The 18,774-nt window shown below is 64.5% G+C and carries 24 protein-coding genes; 4 read left to right on the forward strand and 20 right to left on the reverse strand.

All coding sequences use genetic code 11. The features are described from left to right. Nucleotides 1–50: 50 nt before the first annotated feature. The 4 genes from ACEN8I_RS09430 to ACEN8I_RS09445 all read right to left on the reverse strand — a co-directional run bounded on the left by ACEN8I_RS09430 (nt 51) and on the right by ACEN8I_RS09445 (nt 3,225). Nucleotides 51–1,154: a sulfotransferase family protein gene (locus ACEN8I_RS09430; protein WP_413328121.1), complete on the reverse strand. Its 1,104-nt coding sequence runs from the start codon at nt 1,152–1,154 to the stop codon at nt 51–53. Between the two features lie 107 nt (nt 1,155–1,261). Beyond that, entirely contained in the window at nt 1,262–1,939 is a 678-nt protein-coding gene (cysC, locus tag ACEN8I_RS09435; RefSeq protein ID WP_413328122.1) for an adenylyl-sulfate kinase, read from the reverse strand. A gap of 232 nt (nt 1,940–2,171) precedes the next feature. After that, nucleotides 2,172–2,774 (reverse strand): flavin reductase family protein, encoded by a 603-nt coding sequence (locus tag ACEN8I_RS09440; RefSeq protein WP_413328124.1) that lies wholly within the window; start codon nt 2,772–2,774, stop codon nt 2,172–2,174. Between the two features lies 1 nt (nt 2,775). Further along, nucleotides 2,776–3,225, reverse strand: a complete 450-nt coding sequence (locus tag ACEN8I_RS09445) for a VOC family protein (RefSeq protein WP_413328125.1) — start codon at nt 3,223–3,225, stop codon at nt 2,776–2,778. A 114-nt stretch (nt 3,226–3,339) separates the two neighbouring features. Here ACEN8I_RS09445 and ACEN8I_RS09450 point away from each other — a divergent pair, with 114 nt between their 5' ends. Next, complete coding sequence (locus tag ACEN8I_RS09450) at nt 3,340–4,218, forward strand: LysR family transcriptional regulator (protein WP_413328126.1); 879 nt, start codon at nt 3,340–3,342, stop codon at nt 4,216–4,218. 22 nt (nt 4,219–4,240) lie between these two features. Here ACEN8I_RS09450 and ACEN8I_RS09455 read toward each other — a convergent pair whose 3' ends face one another. The 7 genes from ACEN8I_RS09455 to ACEN8I_RS09485 form a co-directional block, all read right to left on the reverse strand. After that, nucleotides 4,241–4,432 carry a hypothetical protein gene (locus ACEN8I_RS09455; protein WP_413328127.1) on the reverse strand — a complete coding sequence of 64 codons (192 nt, stop codon included), beginning with the start codon at nt 4,430–4,432 and terminating at the stop codon, nt 4,241–4,243. Between the two features lie 83 nt (nt 4,433–4,515). Further along, nucleotides 4,516–4,722 carry a DUF3606 domain-containing protein gene (locus ACEN8I_RS09460; RefSeq protein WP_413328128.1) on the reverse strand — a complete coding sequence of 69 codons (207 nt, stop codon included), beginning with the start codon at nt 4,720–4,722 and terminating at the stop codon, nt 4,516–4,518. Nucleotides 4,723–4,883: 161 nt separating this feature from the next. Next, a complete protein-coding gene (locus ACEN8I_RS09465) occupies nt 4,884–6,101 on the reverse strand; it encodes a pyridoxal phosphate-dependent aminotransferase (RefSeq protein ID WP_413328129.1) in 1,218 nt (405 codons plus the stop codon). Then, entirely contained in the window at nt 6,098–6,763 is a 666-nt protein-coding gene (locus ACEN8I_RS09470; protein WP_413328130.1) for an RraA family protein, read from the reverse strand. Before ACEN8I_RS09470 ends, ACEN8I_RS09465 begins: the two co-directional genes overlap by 4 nt. Before the next feature lie 4 nt (nt 6,764–6,767). Beyond that, entirely contained in the window at nt 6,768–7,439 is a 672-nt protein-coding gene (locus ACEN8I_RS09475) for an RraA family protein (protein ID WP_413328131.1), read from the reverse strand. 2 nt (nt 7,440–7,441) lie between these two features. Further along, complete coding sequence (locus tag ACEN8I_RS09480) at nt 7,442–8,419, reverse strand: Bug family tripartite tricarboxylate transporter substrate binding protein (RefSeq protein WP_413328133.1); 978 nt, start codon at nt 8,417–8,419, stop codon at nt 7,442–7,444. Nucleotides 8,420–8,445: 26 nt separating this feature from the next. After that, entirely contained in the window at nt 8,446–9,144 is a 699-nt protein-coding gene (locus tag ACEN8I_RS09485) for an RraA family protein (RefSeq protein ID WP_413328134.1), read from the reverse strand. Nucleotides 9,145–9,211: 67 nt separating this feature from the next. Between ACEN8I_RS09485 and ACEN8I_RS09490 the strand changes: the two genes are divergently transcribed. Continuing rightward, nucleotides 9,212–10,111 carry a LysR family transcriptional regulator gene (locus ACEN8I_RS09490; RefSeq protein WP_413328135.1) on the forward strand — a complete coding sequence of 300 codons (900 nt, stop codon included), beginning with the start codon at nt 9,212–9,214 and terminating at the stop codon, nt 10,109–10,111. Here ACEN8I_RS09490 and ACEN8I_RS09495 read toward each other — a convergent pair. From ACEN8I_RS09495 to hemN, 6 genes are all read right to left on the reverse strand, one after another. Then, nucleotides 10,108–10,512: a DUF1801 domain-containing protein gene (locus ACEN8I_RS09495; RefSeq protein WP_413328136.1), complete on the reverse strand. Its 405-nt coding sequence runs from the start codon at nt 10,510–10,512 to the stop codon at nt 10,108–10,110. The genes ACEN8I_RS09490 and ACEN8I_RS09495 overlap by 4 nt on opposite strands. A 34-nt stretch (nt 10,513–10,546) precedes the next feature. After that, entirely contained in the window at nt 10,547–10,978 is a 432-nt protein-coding gene (locus ACEN8I_RS09500) for a DUF1801 domain-containing protein (protein WP_413328137.1), read from the reverse strand. Between the two features lie 30 nt (nt 10,979–11,008). Next, complete coding sequence (locus ACEN8I_RS09505) at nt 11,009–11,425, reverse strand: SRPBCC family protein (protein WP_413328138.1); 417 nt, start codon at nt 11,423–11,425, stop codon at nt 11,009–11,011. Next, complete coding sequence (locus tag ACEN8I_RS09510) at nt 11,422–11,745, reverse strand: ArsR/SmtB family transcription factor (protein WP_074575104.1); 324 nt, start codon at nt 11,743–11,745, stop codon at nt 11,422–11,424. Before ACEN8I_RS09510 ends, ACEN8I_RS09505 begins: the two co-directional genes overlap by 4 nt. Nucleotides 11,746–11,863: 118 nt before the next feature. Then, complete coding sequence (locus tag ACEN8I_RS09515) at nt 11,864–12,544, reverse strand: sulfite exporter TauE/SafE family protein (RefSeq protein ID WP_413328139.1); 681 nt, start codon at nt 12,542–12,544, stop codon at nt 11,864–11,866. A 6-nt stretch (nt 12,545–12,550) separates the two neighbouring features. Next, nucleotides 12,551–13,933 (reverse strand): oxygen-independent coproporphyrinogen III oxidase, encoded by a 1,383-nt coding sequence (hemN, locus tag ACEN8I_RS09520; RefSeq protein ID WP_413328140.1) that lies wholly within the window; start codon nt 13,931–13,933, stop codon nt 12,551–12,553. 446 nt (nt 13,934–14,379) lie between these two features. On the opposite strand from hemN, the gene ACEN8I_RS09525 reads away from it, so the two are divergent. Further along, nucleotides 14,380–15,471 (forward strand): fatty acid desaturase, encoded by a 1,092-nt coding sequence (locus ACEN8I_RS09525; RefSeq protein WP_413328141.1) that lies wholly within the window; start codon nt 14,380–14,382, stop codon nt 15,469–15,471. A 15-nt stretch (nt 15,472–15,486) separates the two neighbouring features. Here ACEN8I_RS09525 and ACEN8I_RS09530 read toward each other — a convergent pair whose 3' ends face one another. From ACEN8I_RS09530 to ACEN8I_RS09540, 3 genes are all read right to left on the reverse strand, one after another. Further along, the gene (locus ACEN8I_RS09530; RefSeq protein WP_413328143.1) at nt 15,487–16,242 is read right to left on the reverse strand and encodes a helix-turn-helix domain-containing protein; all 756 of its coding nucleotides are present in this window, start codon (nt 16,240–16,242) and stop codon (nt 15,487–15,489) included. A gap of 14 nt (nt 16,243–16,256) precedes the next feature. Next, nucleotides 16,257–16,661 carry a response regulator transcription factor gene (locus tag ACEN8I_RS09535; RefSeq protein ID WP_413328144.1) on the reverse strand — a complete coding sequence of 135 codons (405 nt, stop codon included), beginning with the start codon at nt 16,659–16,661 and terminating at the stop codon, nt 16,257–16,259. Between the two features lie 112 nt (nt 16,662–16,773). Beyond that, nucleotides 16,774–17,607: a universal stress protein gene (locus tag ACEN8I_RS09540; protein ID WP_413328145.1), complete on the reverse strand. Its 834-nt coding sequence runs from the start codon at nt 17,605–17,607 to the stop codon at nt 16,774–16,776. Nucleotides 17,608–17,779: 172 nt separating this feature from the next. Here ACEN8I_RS09540 and ACEN8I_RS09545 point away from each other — a divergent pair, with 172 nt between their 5' ends. Next, on the forward strand, nt 17,780–18,706 hold the full coding sequence (locus ACEN8I_RS09545) for a LysR substrate-binding domain-containing protein (RefSeq protein WP_413328146.1): 927 nt from the start codon (nt 17,780–17,782) through the stop codon (nt 18,704–18,706). Nucleotides 18,707–18,774 lie beyond the last annotated feature (68 nt).

Raw genomic sequence — 18,774 nt, forward strand, 5'->3', positions numbered from 1 at the left:
CAGTCTTTTCGTTCCGCATGCAATTTCGCCGCGTTTGTTATAGAAGAATTTCACGCAATGCGAGCTGTATCGCGTGCCTTAGCCGCAACGGCAATCGGCAAATCGTCCAGGCGATTGCGTACCTGCTGCAGATAGTCTGACCGGAAACGGCGCAAAATGAAATCCCGGTAATCGTTGTGTTCCAGCTCCTGCCAGGCGCGCCGCTTCGCGATCCCGGAGCATTCGCGGGAATCCGCCATCATGCTGTCGCTGATCGCTGCCTGTGCATCGGTCATCAGTTCATAGCCGTAAAGCGCCATGTAGTCGCGCGCCAAGGTCTCGATCACTTCGATTTCCTTCATCGAAAGCTGCGTTTTGAACTTGTCCGCGTTGGCGGCTATCGGCGCGAAACAATTCGAAGCCCAGAGCGCCGACATATGGGATAGCTGCTGCGCCTCGTGTGAACGCGTTACATCCAGCATTTGCGGCAGGTACTCGATGCCGAAGAAGCGGCAGATCCTGCGCAGCGTGCTCTCCTGATCGGCAAGAAAATCCTCATAGCGCACGGTAAGCACCCGTTCCGGATAACGCTCCGCCAGCGACAGCGCCACACGATACGCATCAACCCATGCCATCGCGTTCAGGGTGGCATCGAAGTCGTGGATGATGGCGCGGGTCATGGATGCCACCTGCGCGCGGGGATCCCGCACGACATTCAGGAACAGCAGCTGCGGAAACAGGCTCATCAACTCGTCCGCGTAGTGCACGCTGTCCAGCGATTTATCCATGACGATTCTTGCGTCATGCAGCTCTCCGGCGCGTAGCAGCAACTCCCAGACGACGCGATGCACACTGCGCCTCTCGAGGCGTATCGCCTCGAATATCTGCCTCGGATCAAATACCACGTTGGGCCACTTGACCGGGCTTGCCGCCTGCAAACCCACCACGTCCACCACCATGCGGAAATACGCCCGGTCATCGGAAAGATCGCCATAGAGCGGCACCAGCGGCATGAAATCCACGATATGCAAGGGATAGGGCGAGTAAAAGTGCGGATTGAAGCTCAGGCGCAAGCGCAAGGCATGGCTGCCGCAGCGCCGCAGCGGGATCATCAGCACGGGCCGTGGGCGAGAGTGCACAAGGGCGCCGGCATCTTTTGCTTCTGCTACCTCCATACGCCTGCTCCTGTTATTGCTTACCTTGAGTCAGCTGAAATATTCAGCGCACAACGGCCAAAGAAATTGTTGACCCGTCGATCATGAGGCCTGCTTTGTGTTGCGGCTCATTTGAAGCAGCGCTGCGCAACCAGGTCGAGCAAGGTCTGGGTCGAATCTTTCAAAGGCAATGCGTCGGTGTCGAGCACCAAATCAGGTATGAGCGGCGTTTCGTAGGGAGACGAAATTCCGGTAAATTCCGCAAGCTGTCCGGCGCGCGCCCGCACATACAGCCCTTTCGGGTCGCGCTGTTCACAGACGGTTGCCAGCGTACTGACATGGACTTCAACGAATCGTGCATCGCCGATGATGCCTCGCGCCATTTTCCGGTCGTCCCGGAACGGCGAGATCAAGGCTGTGATCACGATCAATCCGGCTTCGTTCATCATGTGCGCGACTTCGGCCGTGCGTCGAATATTTTCACGCCGGTCTGGCGCAGAGAATCCCAGGTCTTTGCTCAGCCCATGGCGCAGGTTGTCCCCGTCCAGAACGAAGCAAGGGTGGGCGAGATCCAGCAGCATGGCTTCCAATGCGTACGCGAGCGTGGACTTTCCCGCACCGCTCAATCCGGTCAACCAGATCGTGGCCGGGGTCTGCCCGAGCAAGGCTTGCCTGCATTGCCCGGTGACCATGCCGGCATGGTAGAAAACATCTGTGCCAGGCAAGCTGCGGCTCTGTTCTGAAGGCTGAACGACCATTGAGGCAATGTCAGCCGCGGAGCCCTTCGCCACATCGAACATACGCATAGACGTTCTCATGCTGAGAGTTCCTCGCTTGAATGCGTTCGTCCGCCAATCGGGTTGTTGCGCAAGCGCAATATCGGCGGGTCAGTATCAGACAGAAGCGCGCAAAGGCCACCAAAGACAAGCACAAGATACTCTGCGGGGACTTTTAGTCAATACTACCTTCGTCTATATGGGCGTTATGGGCAATATTACCTTCGCGCCGAAGGCCAAGTTCCGATTCACACGCCCATGTTTATTGCGAGCCTGAAGGCCGCGCCGTCACGGCGTCACCCGCATAAAACATCCCGCCCGACCTCACGAAGTTGCCGCCACCCAGGTGGTGGATGGTCTGCAGCTCGCGGTTGTCCTCACCGAAGCGCCAGTGCCCATTCTGGAATACACGTTCATCGGCGGCCGCGGCCACGACCTCCGCGAAACAGGTGTCGTAGGCATCCTCGGTGTGCGGCTCGGGGATCAGCCGGCATTCCAGCCAGGCCGCGCAGCCCTCCTCCAGCAAGGGCATGCCCAGGACGGGACCGCTGCGGGCCTTCAGGCCGTAGTGTGCGAACTTGTCGATGTCGCGCCCGGACTCGCTGCCCACCGCATGCGTCAAGGCGGCCAGGGTGCTGCCCGGTATGCAGATGCCGAAACCGCCGCTGACCATGATCAGTTCACGCGTATAGGTCTTCTTGTCGATCACCACAGAGATACGCGGCGGCGTGAACTCCACCGGCATGGACCAGGCCGCAGCCATCACATTGCGGGCTTTGCCGTGCGCGCTGGTCACCAGCACCGTGGGGCCGTGGTTGATCAGCCGGCTCGCGTGCTGGAGCGCGACCTCCCTGAAATGGCTCATGTCACTTGGCAAACAGGTTGTCCAGGCTGGCAAAGGCCTTGAACTCGATGGCGTTGCCGGACGGGTCCAGGAAAAACATGGTGGCCTGCTCGCCCGGCTCGCCCTTGAAGCGGACATAAGGCTCGATGACAAATTTCGTGCCGGCCGCCTTCAGGCGCGTCGCCAGCGCGTCCCACTCTGGCAGCGACAGAATCGCGCCGAAGTGGCGGACCGGAACGTTGTGGCCGTCCACCGCGCTGGTCTGGCGATGGCCGCATTCTTCGGGCGCCAGGTGGGCCACGATCTGGTGGCCGTAGAAATTGAAGTCCACCCATTCATTGGAGCTCCGGCCTTCGGAGCAGCCCAGCAGTTCACCATAAAACTGGCGCGCCACGGCCAGGTCGTGGACGGGGAATGCCAGGTGGAAAGGTGGGAGGGCTTTGGCGGGGGGGGCGGTGTTGTGTGCGGTCATCGTGAGCCTTGTGAAATCGTGAAAGCCTTACTTTAGGGCGATTCATGAAGTTTGAAAAACGATATATATTCAAACTGAGAATCAATAATTTCGATGAATTAAAGCCCTCCCCCCATGATCACCGAGCTCAAAACCCTGATCGCGGTCGTTCGCTACGGCGGTTTTTCCGCGGCCGGCGAGCAGATCGGGCTCACCCAGTCCGCCGTGAGCAGCCAGATCCAGCGGCTGGAGGAATCTCTGGGCTTTGCGCTTTTCGACCGCACGCGGCGTTCCGCCGTGCTCAACGAGGCCGGCGCCAGGGTGCTCGCGCGCGCCGAAGACATTGTGGCGCTGTATTCAAAGCTGGGCGATGCGGGCGGCGATGAGGAACTCGCCGGCACCTTGCGCATAGGCGCCATTGCCTCGGTGCAGTCTTCGGTGCTGCCGCGCGCGCTGGCCTCGCTGCGCAAAGACAATCCCAGGCTGCTCGTCAACATTCTTCCCGGCGTGTCCATGAGGCTGATGGACCAGCTCGACAGCGCCGAGATCGACGCGGCCATCATGATCCGGCCGCCCTTCGGCATCCTGCCCGAGATGAGCTGGCAGCCCCTGATGCGCGAGCCCTTCAAGCTGCTGATCCCCAAAGACAGCAAAGGCCGGGACTGGCGCAAGCTGCTCGAAACCCAGCCCTTTTTGCGCTATGAGCGCACCTCCTTCGGCGGGCGGCTGGTGACGCGTTTTTTGCGCGACAACAAGCTCAGCGTGCGGGACGCCATCGAACTCGACGAAATCGCGGGCCTCATGAAGCTGGTCGCCGAGAGCCTTGGGGTCGCGCTGGTGCCCATGGTCGAGGCCTACCTGCCCCTGCCGCCAGGCGTGCGCGCCATTGACCTGGGCGACAAGACTTTTTACCGCGAGATCGGCATCCTGCGCAAAGGCCTGGGCTCGCGACAGCCTGTTGTGCTGGCCCTGCAAAAACACCTGCGGGAGGCGATTGCGCCCTTGCCGGCCTAGCCGCCCGTGCGGGGCCCCTGTTTCAAGCCTGATCGAAAAGCCGCCTCAGCACAGGCGCGATGAGAAGCACCGCGTAGCCCGCCAGATGCACCGCCGCAAGCGCGCAGATGCCGAGCGCCAGGCCGAACAGGAGCTCGGTGGTGCTGGAGGCTTTTTCTTGCTCTTCCCCGGGCGTGGGGGCCTCGATCACGGGGGGATGGATCAAAGTGTTCATGCCGCATCATCCGCAAACAAAATCATTCACGAGGTCGGGTGATGCCTTGTCTCAGGCTCGGAGGAAAACCTACAGGGAAACCCTCAGTCCTCGAGCATTTCCGGTGTCTCCCTGCCGCGGCGAAAATAGCGCCTGACCTGCTCGGGATCGCTCCCCACGGCGTACACGGCCGCGCGCAGTTCGTGCTCGGTGCATTGCAATTCAGCGCACCAGGCCTGCACGACCCGTGGATCAAGCAGGGTGATGCGGTCAATCGCCGCGGCGTTTGGGGGCGCTTGCGAAGCCATCATGGTTCTCCCTTCAGGTGGGACATTTCATGCTGCCGGAATGCGCCAAGCCTGTTCCCAAGCCTGGATACATCCTGCTACATAACTCTGCTACCTTTTGGGCTATAGCGCATCCCCCAATTGGAGGAGGTGGCTGGAAACGCGAGCTTACGAATTCAGGAGATTCAGGCCGGGCCAGCCAAGGCGCAGAAGTCCCGGACCGCGGCGCCTGCCTGTTGCAGGGGCGCCTCACCGATCGCATAGGCGAAGCGCAGGTGATGCGCCAGGCCGAAAGCCGAGCCATGCACCACACCCACGTTCGCTTCCTCGAGCAGCGCGACCGCAACGGCCTCGTCGGAATCGAGCAGCGCGCCGCCCGCGCTGCGCCTGCCTATCAGGCCGGCACAAGAAACAAATGCATAGAACGCGCCGGCGGGCGTCTCACAGCGCAGCCCCGGGGCCTGGTTCAACTGCGCGACCAGCAGGTCGCGTCGCCGCTGGAACTGGGCGCGGCTTTGCGCGATGAAATCCTTGGGGCCGTTGAGCGCCGCGACGGCGGCATGCTGCGAGATCGAGCAGGCGCCCGAGGTCTGCTGCCCCTGCAGCTTTTCCATGGCCTCCAGCAGCCACCGGGGCCCGGTGCCAAAGCCGATGCGCCAGCCCGTCATCGCGTAGGCCTTGGACACACCGTTCATGGTCAGCGTGCGTTCCCGCAGTGCCGGCACGGCCTGGGCCAGGGTGCAAAACGCCGCGCCGTCGAAGATCAGGTGCTCGTAGATGTCGTCGGACAGGATAAGGACGTGCGGGTGCGCCAGCAGCGCGCGACCGAGTGCCTCCAGTTCTTCGCGGCTATAGACCGCACCCGTGGGATTTGACGGGGAGTTCAGGATCAGCCACTTGGTTCGGGGCGTGATCGCGGCCTCAAGGGCAGCGGGCGTCAGCTTGAAACCGGTTGCCGCGTCGCAGGCAACGATCACGGATACGCCACCGCAGATCTGGACCATCTCCGGGTAGCTGACCCAGTATGGCGACGGAATGATCACCTCGTCGCCCTCGTTGAGCGTGGCGGCCAGGGCGTTGTACAGCACCTGCTTGCCGCCCGAGCAGACGATGGTGTCCTGCCACGCTACGTCGAGCCCGTTTTCGCGCTGGTATTTTGCGGCCACCGCCTCGCGCAAGGCCCGCAAGCCGGCCACCGGCGTGTAGCGCGTATGCCCCGCCCCAATAGCGGCAATGCCCGCTTCGCGCACATGGAGCGGCGTGTCGAAGTCGGGCTCTCCCGCGGTCAGCGAGATCACCGGGTGGCCGGCGACTTTTCGTAGCGCGGCGCGGTCCATCATGCGATAGGTTGCGGAGGGCTGCGCGGCGGCCAGTCGGGTGTTCAGTACCTGGGCGCTCGTCACTTCTGCGGCTCCACGGCAATGGCTTCAAATTCCTTGTCGTGCATCACGTCGGCGACGGAGCGCCCTGCCCTGACTGCGGCCACCATGCCTTCCTGGCGGCGGTTAATCTTTTCCCCCAGGGCCAGCACTTCTTCGATCTTTTCTTGTGGGATAAAGACGGTGCCGCAACGGTCCGCAATCACGTAGTCGTTTTCATGCACGGTCACGCCGGCCATTTGCATCGGTTTGCCGGCGTCGAGCTGGACCACGCGGTTGCGCGCGCTGACCATAGTGATGCCTTTGCCGTACACAGGGTAGGAGATGGACTCGCTGCCTTCGATGTCGCGGCTGCAGCCGTCAATGACGGTGCCGCGGATTTTCTTGGCCGTGGCGGCGTTGGCCAGGATGTCGCCCCAGCAGGAGACGCCCTCGATGCCGCCGGCAATCACCAGCACCCTGTCGTCCGTTGTGATGGCGTCGATCACGGGCGAGATCAGGTGGACCGTGGGCTTGGCTTCGGTCTTGGGCCCCAGCAGGACGGTGCTGGCCCGGCCCACGACCTTGGGGCAGTCCCAGAGCGGCCTCAGCCCATAGGTGGCGCCGGGCAGCCCCAGGAAATCCAGTGCGTCGGAAACGGTGTTGCTGTCCAGCGCCGCGAGGCGCTGCAAAGTCGGCTTGTCCATGGTGTCAAACGCCTTTCTGGCTCAGGGTGGCATCCACCCAGGCCGATGAGTATGTACCCGCGAGGATCGCGGCGATGGTGGCCTGCTCGTCCCGCACCTTGGCATGGGCTTTTTCCGCGACCTGCACCGAAAGCGCGACGGGCACTGCGACAATGCCGTCCGAGTCGCCAACAATGATGTCCCCGGGCTGGACCAGCATACCGCCCACAGTCACGGGCACATTGATGCTGCCGGGACCGTCCTTGTAAGGGCCGCGCAGGCTGACGCCCCTGGCCCAGCACGGAAAGCCCTGTGCCTCGAAGGCGTCGACGTCGCGGATCGCGCCGTCCATCACAAAGGCCGCGGCGCCGCGCATGCGCGCCGTCGTCATCATGATCTCGCCCACCAGCGCGCGCGAGATGTCCCCCTCCCCGTCCACCACCAGCACATCGCCGGCCCGCAGCATGTCCAGGGCCTTGTGGATCAGCAGGTTGTCGCCGGCCCGCACGCGCACCGTGAAGGCATTGCCGCAGCAGCTGACCATGGATCGGTTGACGGGCCGCAGCGCGGTGGTGCCGACCAGGCGCCCGCCCATGACGTCGCCGATCACCGAGCTGGGCAGGCTGCGCAAGGCGTCCAGCGCGGCGGCGTCTTCTTTCACCCGGGGGTGGATCTCGATTCCGTTGAATGCCGTCATGCTCAATCCACCTTCGCGCCGGAGCGCTTGACCACGGACTCCCACAGGGGCAGCTCCGAGGCGATGAATTTGGCGAAGGCTTCGGGCGTACCCTTGACGTCGGCCGATCCCATTTTGTCCAGGCTGATGCGCGCTTCCTTCGAGTCGAGCACGGTGTTGAGCGCACTGTTCAGCCGCTTCAGCAGCGCCGCCGGCGTGCCGGCCGGCGCGAACAGGCCGTACCAGTTCTCGGTCACGAAGCCGGGCATGCCCTGCTCCTTCATGGTCGGCACATTCGGCAAGCCGGCTGAGCGGGCCGCGCCCGTGGTGGCGAGGGCGCGTATGCGGCCCGACGCGAGCTGCGGCACGATCACGCTCATGGCTTCGAAAGACATTTCCACCTGCCCCGCTACCACATCCTGGATCGCCGGCCCCGAGCCTTTGTAGGGGATGTGGGCCAGGGATATCTTTTGCTCCAGCTTGAGCAGCTCGCCCATCAAATGCTGCGGGCTGCCGCTGCCGGCCGATGCGTAGCTGAGTTTGCCCGGGTTCTTTTTGGCAAGTTCCACCAACTGGGCGAGGCTGGTGGCCGGCACGCCGGCGCTGACATACAGCACCAGGGGCACGGAGGCGACCTGGCCGATCGGCGCGAGTCCCTTCACCGGGTCCACGCGCAGCTTGTACAGGTTCCGGTTGATCACGATGCCGGTATTGCTGCCCAGCAAAAGCGTGCATCCGTCCGGCGCGGCGGTGGCCACAAATTCAATGCCGATATTGCTGCTGGCGCCCGCCTTGTTCTCGACGATCACGGGAGTCCCGAGTTCCTTCATCAGGCCGGGCTGGATCAGCCGCGCCAGCAGGTCGGTGGTGCCGCCCGGGGGATAGGGCGACACGAGCTTCACCGCAGGGCAAGGGTAAGCGGCTTGTGCACAGGCCGCGCCCGATGCGATGGCAAGAACGGTGGAAGTGGCAAGCGTGGAAAGAATACGAACGGGATTCATGTTGTTTGTCTCCGGGAAATAGGGATTCAGGCCGCCAGCGGCGAATCGGCCGCGCGCTGCAACGTGTGGTACTTGAACTGCTTGCGGGCCTCGGCCAGCGGCGTGCCGGCCAGGGCTGCGGCGAGGATCTGTTCCTCAATCACCCGGGTTTCCAGCGCCTTGGCCAGCACGTCCTGCAGGCGGGCTCGCGGCACCACCACAATGCCGTCCGCATCCCCGACGACCAGGTCGCCCGGGCAGACCCGCACGTCGCCCAGCGTCACCGGCTGCTCATAGGCCTCGACCTGCACGCGGTCCTTGCCGGTGCGCATGAAACGGCCGTGGGCGTACAGCGGGTAGCCCACTTCATCGGCCTCCGCCGTGTCGCGGCAGACGCCGTGGATGACCGTGCCGGCCAGGCCCTTGTGCGCGGCCAGCCGGCTCAGGATGCCGCCCCACACCGTGCAGTCCAGGCGGCCGCCGTTGTCGAGGACGGCGACGGTGCCGGGCTTGAGCGTGTCGATAAAGTCGCCCACGGTTCCGGGCGAGGAGCGGTCTATGGGCGCGAAGCGCACGGTGAAGGCGAAGCCGAACAGCTTGGCCGGGCCGGCCACAGGGCGTATGCCCAAAGCGCTGCCGGGCAGCTTCAGCGCGTCCAGCGCATCGGAAATTTCGGCGGTGGACAGGGCTTTGGCCTGCTGGAACCAGGCAGCCTGGCTGATGTCTTGGGAGGTGTCGTTGCTCATGGATCGCATCATCAAGCAGTGAATATCTGAATGCAATCGCCGATTTTTGAATTAATATTCAAAAATAATGAACTTAAAGCAAATCAGATACTTTTGCGAAACCGTGGACGCCGGAAATGCCCGTGCCGCGGCCGAAAAACTGTTCGTCGCGCCGACGGCCATCAGCATGCAGATCAGCCAGCTGGAGGCCTTGCTGGGTGGCGCCCTGTTTGACAGGGCAACCCGGCCCATGGGCCTGACGCCGCTGGGCCAGTTTGTTTACTCCAAGGGCACGGAGCTGCTGTCGGCCAGCGGCCGGCTGGAAGTCGAGGCCAAAGGCATGGCTGCGGGCAAGCTAGGCTGGTTGGGCATAGGTTTTACGCGCTCCACGATTTTTTCCATCCTGCCCGAGGCCGTGCGCGCCATGCAGTCGGCCTTGCCCGACGTGCGCATCGACCTGGAGGAAATCCTTACCGAGGAACAACCGGCCGCCTTGCGCAGCGGCGCCATCCACCTGGCCATCGCGCGCACCCTGGGCGCGTTCACGCGCGAACCCGACCTGCACTACACCGAACTCTTCGATGACCCGCTGGTCGTCGCCCTTCCCGCGCAGCATCCGCTGGCGGCGCAGGCCAGCCTGCGGGCCGCGGAGCTGAACGCCCTGCCCTATGTGAGCTACCCCAAGGTGGCCAATGCGCACTTTTCCCGGCAGGTGCTGAACATCCTCGAGCAGGCCGGCGCCAAGGTCCAGGTCGGCCATGAGGCCAAAGAAATCAACACGGCGCTGGGACTGGTGGCCGCGGGCGTGGGCGCGACGGTGGTGGGCCGCAGTGTCGCCACGAACAACCGCGGCGACATCCGCTTTGTGCCGATTGCCGACCTGTCCGTCGGCAGCAAGGTTCTCGCGGTCCGCAAAGCCGGCCCCGCAAGCGCACTGGTAGAGGCCTTTCTGGACAAGCTGCGCGAGCAGGTGCCAGGCCGCGACTAAGGCTTGCTGTTCAGCGCCGCAGCGGCGCGCACCAGCGCCTTCAAGGCCTTTTCGTCGATCTTGTCGCCCTCGTGGATATCGATGGCGCGCCGGGTGTTGCCTTCGAGGCTGGAATTGAACAGGCCTGACGGGTCCTCGAGCTTCGCACCCTTGGCGAAGGTCATCTTCACGGCGCTCTTGTAGGTCTCGCCGGTGCAGATGATGCCGCCGTGCGACCACACCGGCACTCCGCGCCACTTGAGCTCCTCGACCACGTTCGGAACCGCTTGCTGGATGATCTTGCGGATGCGGGCCAGCGTTTCGCCGCGCCAGTCATTGAGCTCACGAATCTTCAGGTCGATCTGGGCGGAGGCGGAAGCGCCCTCACTGGCTTTCGCGTCGCTGTTCGTTGCTTTTTTCATGGTGGATGCTGCTTTCTCTTGAGGTTTTAGCCGCTCACATTTTTTCGCCGGGCAATTCGCTGGCCTGCCGGATCCAGGCGGCCAGCTGGGCCTCATCGAACCGGCCGTCCTCCAGGATGTGGAGATAACGCGTGTCCTGGCTTTTGGATTCGACCGGTGGCACGGGGCGTAGCGACAGGCCGCGAAAGAAGGCTACCTTGACGTAGTGCGCAAAGCAATGAAAGCTCAGAAACCAGCCCTGGCCCGCCACGCCGTAAAACGGTGAATTCCATTTGACGGCCTTGTGCACGCCGGGCACGGTGCGGGTGACCAGCGCATCGAGGCGCCGCCCCACATCGCTTTTCCAGCCCGGCATGGCCGCGATATAGGCCTGCACCAGGGCATCGCCCTCGCCTTTCGGGATTTGCGGGTTGCCGCCCGCGAGCAGCGCCGGCTTCGCGCGGGCCTTGCTGTCCGTTGTTTTCATCTCCGGGCCTTCTTGCGAAGAATGCGGGCCTCAGTCCGCCCGCACCAGCACCTGCTCCAGTTGGGCAAAGAACTGTTGCCAGCCGTGTTTCGCGCCCTGGTAAGCCTGTTCCTGGTCGGTGCGGAAGCCCTCCTGCTCCATGCGTAAACGGGTGCCCGTGCCTGTGGGCGTGAGCGTCCAGGTGACCACGCTCTCCAGGCCGTAGGCGGCCCAGGTGTAGGACAGGGTTTTCTCGGCTTCAACGGTTTTCACCTCGCAGTCGACGGAACCCCAGTCGGCGCTGAGCTTGAAGCTGCGGCCCACAACGGGCTGGAAGTCGTTCTTCATGAGCCATTCCGCGATCAGGTGCGGCTGCGTGAGCGCGCGCCAGATCTTGGCCGGCGGGTGGGGAATCTCCCGTTCAACAATAACGGAGCGGGTTTCGGTAACGGCTTGGGCTTGGGTCATTGGTCCATCCTTTTCAACAGTGATTCAAGGTCATCGAAGCGTTCATTCCAGAACGCGCCATAGGTGCTCACCCAGTCGCGCAGCGGTGCAAGTGCCAGCGGCTGGGCGCTGTAATGCGTCTCGCGGCCCTGCTGCCTGTCGTTCACGAGTTTTGCCTGTTTGAGCACGCGCAGGTGCTTGGACACCGCGGGCTGCGACACTCCGGCGCGGTCGGTCAAGGCGCGCACGGTCTGCTCCCCGTCGCGGGCCAGGCGCTCAAAGATCGCCCGGCGTGTCGGGTCGGCCAGGGCTTTGAAAACTTCGTTCGCGAGGGCTTGCATGGCCAAATCATAACCATATGGTTATTGATTCGTCAAGCGCTCCCCCGGCCGCTTCGATGGCGGCGGCGTGCCAGAAACCTGGGACAGGTGAGAGGAAGAAAAAAGGGCAGCCAGCGGCTCAGGCCAGGCCGCACCACTGGGCGATGCGATGTGTCATGTCGCCCCACAAGCCAAAGAGCGCGGCCAGCACCAGCACGCCGCCGCCGGCGCGCACGCCAAGCTGCCCGCCCAGGCGGTTACCGGCCTGCCGCAGCCCGGCGAGCATGCGCGGCGCGAGCAGCAAGGAGACGCCGCTGCCCACAGCAAAAGCCGCCATGGCGAATGCACCCTGCAGCGGCCCGCCGCCCAGCGAGGCCACCAGCAGCGCCGAATACAACAGGCTGCAAGGCATAAAAGCCCAGAGCATACCCACCGAGAACATGCCGCCCCGCGATGCGGCCACCACGCCCACCCTGGACCAGGCCGATCGCCCTGCCCGGTCCGCCCAGGCCGGCTGGCTGGCATTGACCACCAGCACCAGACCCCAGCCAAGCACAGCCAGGTGAAACAGCATCCAAACCGGTTTGAACGCGGCCGCGTGTTCCGCCATCCAGGCAAGACTTTGCACCGCGGCGGCGGCCGCCGCGCCTGCGGCGGAATAACCGACCAGCCGCCCGGCCTGGAAGAGTAGCGGCGACTGCGGCCGCCGGTTTGGGTCCATGCGCCGCAAGCCGCCGCAGGCCGCGCCACACATCACGGCGCAATGCGGGCCTCCGGCCAGGCCCATCAGCAAAGCGGTGGTGGCAAGCGCGTAGCTCATGGGCGCTTAAATAATGCGCGAGAAGCGGCTGCGGTTGAGGTCGGACTGCAGGTAGCGGTCGAACACCATGGCTACCGCCCTCAGGACGAAGCGGCCTTCGGGCGTGACGTGAAAGCCGCTGTCCGACAGCACGACCAGGCCGGCGTCTTCCAGTTCGCGCAGGCGCTCGAGCTCGGCGGCGAAATAGCGCTTGAAGTCCAGCATCCAGGCCAGTTCCACCGACTCGAACCACACCTGGCCCTGGCACATGATGGCCATGATCACCGCGCGCCGCGCCAGGTCGTCCCGGCTCAGCGCCAGGCCGCGCGTAACCGGGAAACGCCCCTGGTCCAGCAGGTCGCAGTACTCCTCCATGGTTTTGGCGTTCTGGCTGTAAGTGGCGCCCACCGCGCCTATGGCCGACACGCCCAGGCCCACCAGGTCGCGGTCGGGCTGGGTGCTGTAACCCTGGAAGTTGCGGTGCAGCCGGCCCTCGCGGCCGGCCACGGCCAGGGCGTCGCCGGCCAGCGCGAAATGGTCCATGCCGATGTACTGGTAGCCCGCGCCTTGCAAACGCGCCATGGCCTCGGACAGCATGGCGGCCTTGTCTTCGGCCGCCGGCAGCAAGGCCGTCGGGATGTGGCGCTGCGGCTTGAAGCGCTCCGGCAGGTGCGCATAGGCATAAAGCGCGATGCGGTCCGGCCTGAGTTCTTCAATCTGGCCAATGGTGCGCGCAAACGAGGTCTGCGTCTGCCGCGGCAGGCCATAGATCAGGTCCACATTGATGGACTCAAACCCGAGCGTGCGTGCGTCCGCCATGAGCGCGAACACCTGTTCCGCGGGCTGGACGCGATGCACGGCTTTCTGCACGTCGGGATCAAAATCCTGCACGCCAAAGCTCAGGCGGTTAAAACCCAGCGCAGCCAGGGCGGCCAGCCGGGCCTTGTCCACGGTGCGCGGGTCCACCTCGATGGCCATCTCGGCGCCGGCCGCGATGTCGAAATTGCGCCTGAGCATGTCCATCAACCGGGCCAGTTCCGCATCGGAGAAAAAAGTCGGCGTGCCGCCACCCAGGTGCAACTGGCTGACAGGCTGGCCCTGGCCCAGGCGCGCCGTGTACAGCGCGACTTCGCGCTCCAGGTAGCCCAGGTAGGCGGTCGAGCGCGCATGCTGTTTGGTGATGATCTTGTTGCAGGCGCAGTAGTAGCACAGCGATTCGCAGAACGGGATATGCACATAGAGCGACAGCGGCGCCGCCGATGCCTCGGCCCGCGAGCGCCTGTCGTCCAGCGCGCGGCCGTGGTCGGCGGCGCTGAAGGCCTCGACAAAGCGATCCGCCGTGGGAAAGGAGGTGTAGCGCGGGCCCGGGATATCAAAACGCTTGAGGGCCTGGGGTAATACAGCGGACATGGGATGCTTCAACCTAGAAACGGCAGTTGGATGCGTCTGAGTGTGCTGCGCAGGGCGTGCCAGGCAAGGCGCGACAACGCTGTGGGCTATTGCCCACAAGGCGGAGCAACGCTGCATGGCGCGGCCTGCGCGGCGCAATCGGGCGCATAGCGCTGGTATCCAGACAGGTACCGTTAACGAAGAGGAAAAAGTCAGTGTTCATGAGGCCCTCGAGAGGTTTGCAAGCGGTCAACTGCGGTTTCTAGGTTGAAAGGTGAGGCCTCCACTGTGCCGCCGGCGCGCCAAGGCCGCGTTGATGTGGATCAACGGCGGTGCAAGACGGGCGCCGCGCCGGCGCGTTTGCCTTGCGCTTGACCTGCGTCAAATCCCGGAAAACGCGGCGCCCTAAGCTGGCGGCTTCCCCATCGCCCCGGGCCTGACAGCCCTGGCGCCTACCTTTGATCCTCATGCACTCCACCCAGATCACCCAAGCCATCTCCCCCGCAACGCCCCTTCCCCACCGAAAAATCCTGCGTTCCTGGCTGGCCCCCATTTCGGCCAAAAACACCGGCATCGCCCTGGCGCTGTCCGTGGCGGACTTTGCCCTGTTCGCCGCCTGCATGGCTGGCGCGGTGCTCACGCGCCACCCTGTACTGCAAGTGCTCATGGGCCTGGCGGCCGGTTTCATGATCGCCAGGCTGTTTATCCTGGGCCACGACGCCTGCCACCAGAGCTTCACGCCGCACCGCAGGCTCAACCGCTGGCTGGGCCGGCTGCTGTTCCTGCCCTCGCTCACTCCCTACAGCCTGTGGGACGTGGGGCACAACGTCGTGCACCACGGCTATACCAACCTCAGCGGCTTTGACTTCGTCTGGCAGCCCGCGACGCTTGAGGCCTATCAGCGCATGCCCGCCTGGAAACAATGGCTGGAGCGCGCCTACCGCAGCGGCTGGGCGCCCTGGCTGTATTACGCGGTGGAGATCTGGTGGAAGCGGCTTTACTTTCCCTCCAAAGCCGTGATGCCCACACGGCGCGGCATTTTTATCGCCGACAGCCTGCTGGTCACCGCCGCCGCAGCAGCCTGGGTCGCGGGCCTGGTGATGGCTGCGCCGGCCACCGGCCAATCCACCGCCTGGTTGCTCGCCGTCGGCTTCTTCTTGCCGCTGCTGGTATGGAAGGCCTTGATGGGTTTTGTGGTCTATGTGCACCACACGCACACCCGCATCGCCTGGTACGACAACAAAAAGGACTGGTCGGCCGCCAACCCCTTTGTTTCGACCACCGTGCACCTGCGCTTCAACGGCTTTTTCGGCACGGCGCTGCACCACATCATGGAGCACACCGCCCACCACGTGGACATGGGCGTGCCGCTGTACCGCTTGAAGCAGGCCCAGGCCGTGCTCGAAGAAAAGCTGCCCGGCCACATCGTAGTGCAGCCGTTTTCCTGGCGCTGGTACTTTGGCACCGCGCGCCGCTGCAAGCTCTATGACTTCGGGCGGCGGCAGTGGACGGATTTTTCCGGCAGGCCGACTTCTGAGTCCATGGCCGGTGCCGTGTAAACCGGGAAAAGCCGCTTAGTGGACGCGCGTCTCGAAGATGCGCTTGAGCGCCTCGGCATCGAGGATGCGGATGTGGCGCTTGTCGACTTCGAGGATGCCCTGCTGCTGGAAGGCCGAGAAGGTGCGGCTCACGGTCTCCAGCTTCATGCCCAGGTAGCTGCCGATTTCGGCGCGCGACATGCGCAGGTGGAACTCGCTGGCCGAGTAGCCGCGCAGCTTGAGCCGCTGCGACAGGTTCAGCAAAAAGGCGGCCAGCCGCTCCTCGGCATTCATGCTGCCCAGCAGCATCATCAGGCTGTGTTCCCTGACGATTTCGCGGCTCATCAAGCGGCTCACGGCCTGCTGCATGCTGGCGCTGGCCGCGGCCAGGCCGCTGATCTGTTCGTAGGGAATGGTGCAGACCTCGGTGTCCTCGAGCGCGGTGGAGTTACTGGCATAGACGCCGTTGGCGATGCCGTCCAGGCCCATCAGCTCACCGGCCATCTGGAAGCCGCTGACCTGCTCGCGGCCGTCCGCCAGCGTCAGGCTGGATTTGAAGGTGCCCATGCGCACCGCGTAAATATTGCGGAAGGACTGGCCCTCATGGTAGAGCGCCTGCCCCGCCTTGACCTTGGTGCGGCTGAAATGGAGCTCGTCCAGCCCGCCCACGTCGGCGGGTTTCATGCCGCAGGGCAGGCACAGGTCGCGCAGGTTGCAGTTCGAGCAGTGGGTCGTCAGTGGCGGAATGGCGGCAACTGAAGCGTCGCTGGCGGATGAACAGGCTAAGGACATGATGACTCCTTGGGTTAAAGGGAAGAAACAGGTTGCGCGGCAAGCGTGGCCACGGCCTTCACTTGGCCGGCGAGCTGGTAAAACTCGGTGTGTTTGTCGAGAAAGCAGGCAGCGCCCGCCGCGAGGTAGCGTGCGCGGTAGGCCGGCTCGGCGTGGTTGCTCAGAATGATGAAGGGGGTGCCCGGCGCGGCCTTGAGCACGGCCCGCAGCACTTGCATGCCGGTGCCTTTTTCGAATTGCACATCGAGCACCGCCGCGTCGGGCCGCACGGCCAGGATGCCGGAAATGGCCGACTCGGGCGTGTCGGCCTGGCCCACGACCACCATACCCTGGGCCGTGAGCATCTCGGCCACACGGCGGCGGCTCAGCTCGGAGTCGTCGGCCAGGAAAACCCGGATGGGTGAAGTGCTGTCTTGCATGCCCCTACTGTCGCGCAGGCGGCGCATTCAGGACATCGGGCTTTGCTGAAAGCCCGGCTCGGATAAAGCTGGTTTGCCGGCGCCGGCGCCCCTAGCCCGGCTCGGAATTTTCCTAGTGGGCCATCAGCACCGGCAGCGTCATGCTCTTGAGCACGGTGCGGGACGCGCCGCCCAGCACCCATTCATGGGCGCGGGTACGGCCGTAACAGCCCATCACCAGCAGGTCCGCCTGCAGGTCAAAGGCGCGCGACAGCAGCAGCTCGCCCAGCTTGTCAGGCTCTACCGCTTCGCGTTGCCATTGAGCCTGTACGCCGTGGGCCTGCAGGTAGGAGACGATATTCGGGCCTTCAGCAGCGTCCGCCGCCGCGTCCTCGCCCCAGCTCAGCACATGCACCGAGCCGGCCTTTCGCAGCAGGGGCAGCGCCGCCGCCACGGCGCGCGCTGCCCCGCGGGTGGGTTTCCAGGCGATCACCACATTGCCCGGCAAGCCGGGCCTGGCCGAGGTATAGGGAAGCACCAGCGCCGGCCGCCCGCTCAGGGCGATCACGGTTTCCGGGAAATCCGCGGGCATCAAGGTGGACCAGCCCTCGCCCGGGCCGTGCTGGCCCAGCACCAGCAGGTCGGCATACAGCGCCTGCTGCGCGAACGCCGGGGCCAGCGGAAACTCATGGACTTCCGCCCAGCTTGCCCGCAATCCCGCGGGCTTGAGCTGCTCAAACACCGACCGCGCCCGCGCCAGTTCGGTGTCCTGTGTGTTGTCGCGCTGCACGGCCAGGCCGGGAATGCCGGCGGCCACCGGGAGCGCCTCCGAGGCCGAAGGCGAGGCATACAGCGCTGTGAGGCCGGCGCCGTGCCGGGCGGCAAGCCGGCCGGCAAATTCAAGGCGCTGCGCGAATTGCGGCGACGCATCGGCGTGGACCAGCAGCTGTTTGAGTTCATCGCTCATGGAACACCCCCAGGCTCAGAGTTTCAATACCTTGACTGTAGGCAGCCGTGCCCCGGGCTGTGTTGATCCTGGTCAACACGCCGTTATTTGATCGCTGGCCCTCAGGAGCGTCGGCGGGAGTTCACCTGCAGTTGAACGGGAATACGATAGCGTCATTCACTCCTGGACCCTTATGGAACTCCGCCAACTCCGTTATTTCGTGAAAGTCTGCGAACTGCGCAGCATGGGCCGAGCAGCCATCGAACTCGGCGTGGTGACATCTGCGCTGAGTCAGCAGATAAGCCGTTTGGAGAGCGAGCTCAGCACCCGATTGCTTCAGCGTGGCAGTACCGGCGTAAGCCCCACCGACGCGGGCGTGGCCTTCTTGCAGCAGGCCCAGCTCACGCTGCGCCACGCGCAAGAGGCCGTGCGCGCAGCCCAGCAGGCGCGTCTTTCGGGCCATGTGAGCGTGGGCCTGGCGCCGACCACGGCCTCGGTGCTTGGCCTGCCGCTGATGCAGGCCATGCGTGCGCGTTACCCGGATGTACGGCTGCACCTGGTGGAGTCGCTGTCGGGCCACCTGGCCAGCATGCTGCAAGCGCGCCAACTCGATCTGGCCGTGCTGTTCGAGCCCACCACGCCGCGCCGCTGGAGCATCGAGCCCCTGCTCGACGAAAAGCTGTTCGTCCTGGCCGCCACCGGTTTGGTTCAGCGCCCTTGCGGCCTCAAGGTGCGGCTGGCCCAGCTCGCCGACGTGCCGCTGATCATGCCCAGCGCCGGCCACGGCCTGCGCGCCACCCTCACCGCCGCCTTTGCCCGCGCGCGCATTGAGCCCGACGTGGTGGCCGAGATCGACGGCCTGGCGCTGCTGATGGATGCCGTCCGCGCCGGCCTGGGCGCCACCATCCAACCGGGCGCCGCCGTTGCGCGGCAGTCAACGAAGGACGTGCTCAGCAGCCAGATCACCGACGCGCATGTGAGCCGGCGCAACCTGCTGGTCAGCCTGTCGGACGACGAGCTGTCGCCAGCCGCGCTGGCCACGCGGGTGGTGATGGCCGACACAGCGCGCACCTTGGTGCGCGAAGGCCGCTGGGCCGGCGCAAGCCTTCTCGAAAACTGAACACCTGTTGCCCGATCCGGCCTTTCGCAGGAAGGGCCACCAGCCTAAAGTCTCCTGACCCACAAGGA

The sequence above is a fragment of the Polaromonas sp. CT11-55 genome (assembly GCF_047303325.1).
Lineage (GTDB): Bacteria > Pseudomonadota > Gammaproteobacteria > Burkholderiales > Burkholderiaceae_C > Polaromonas.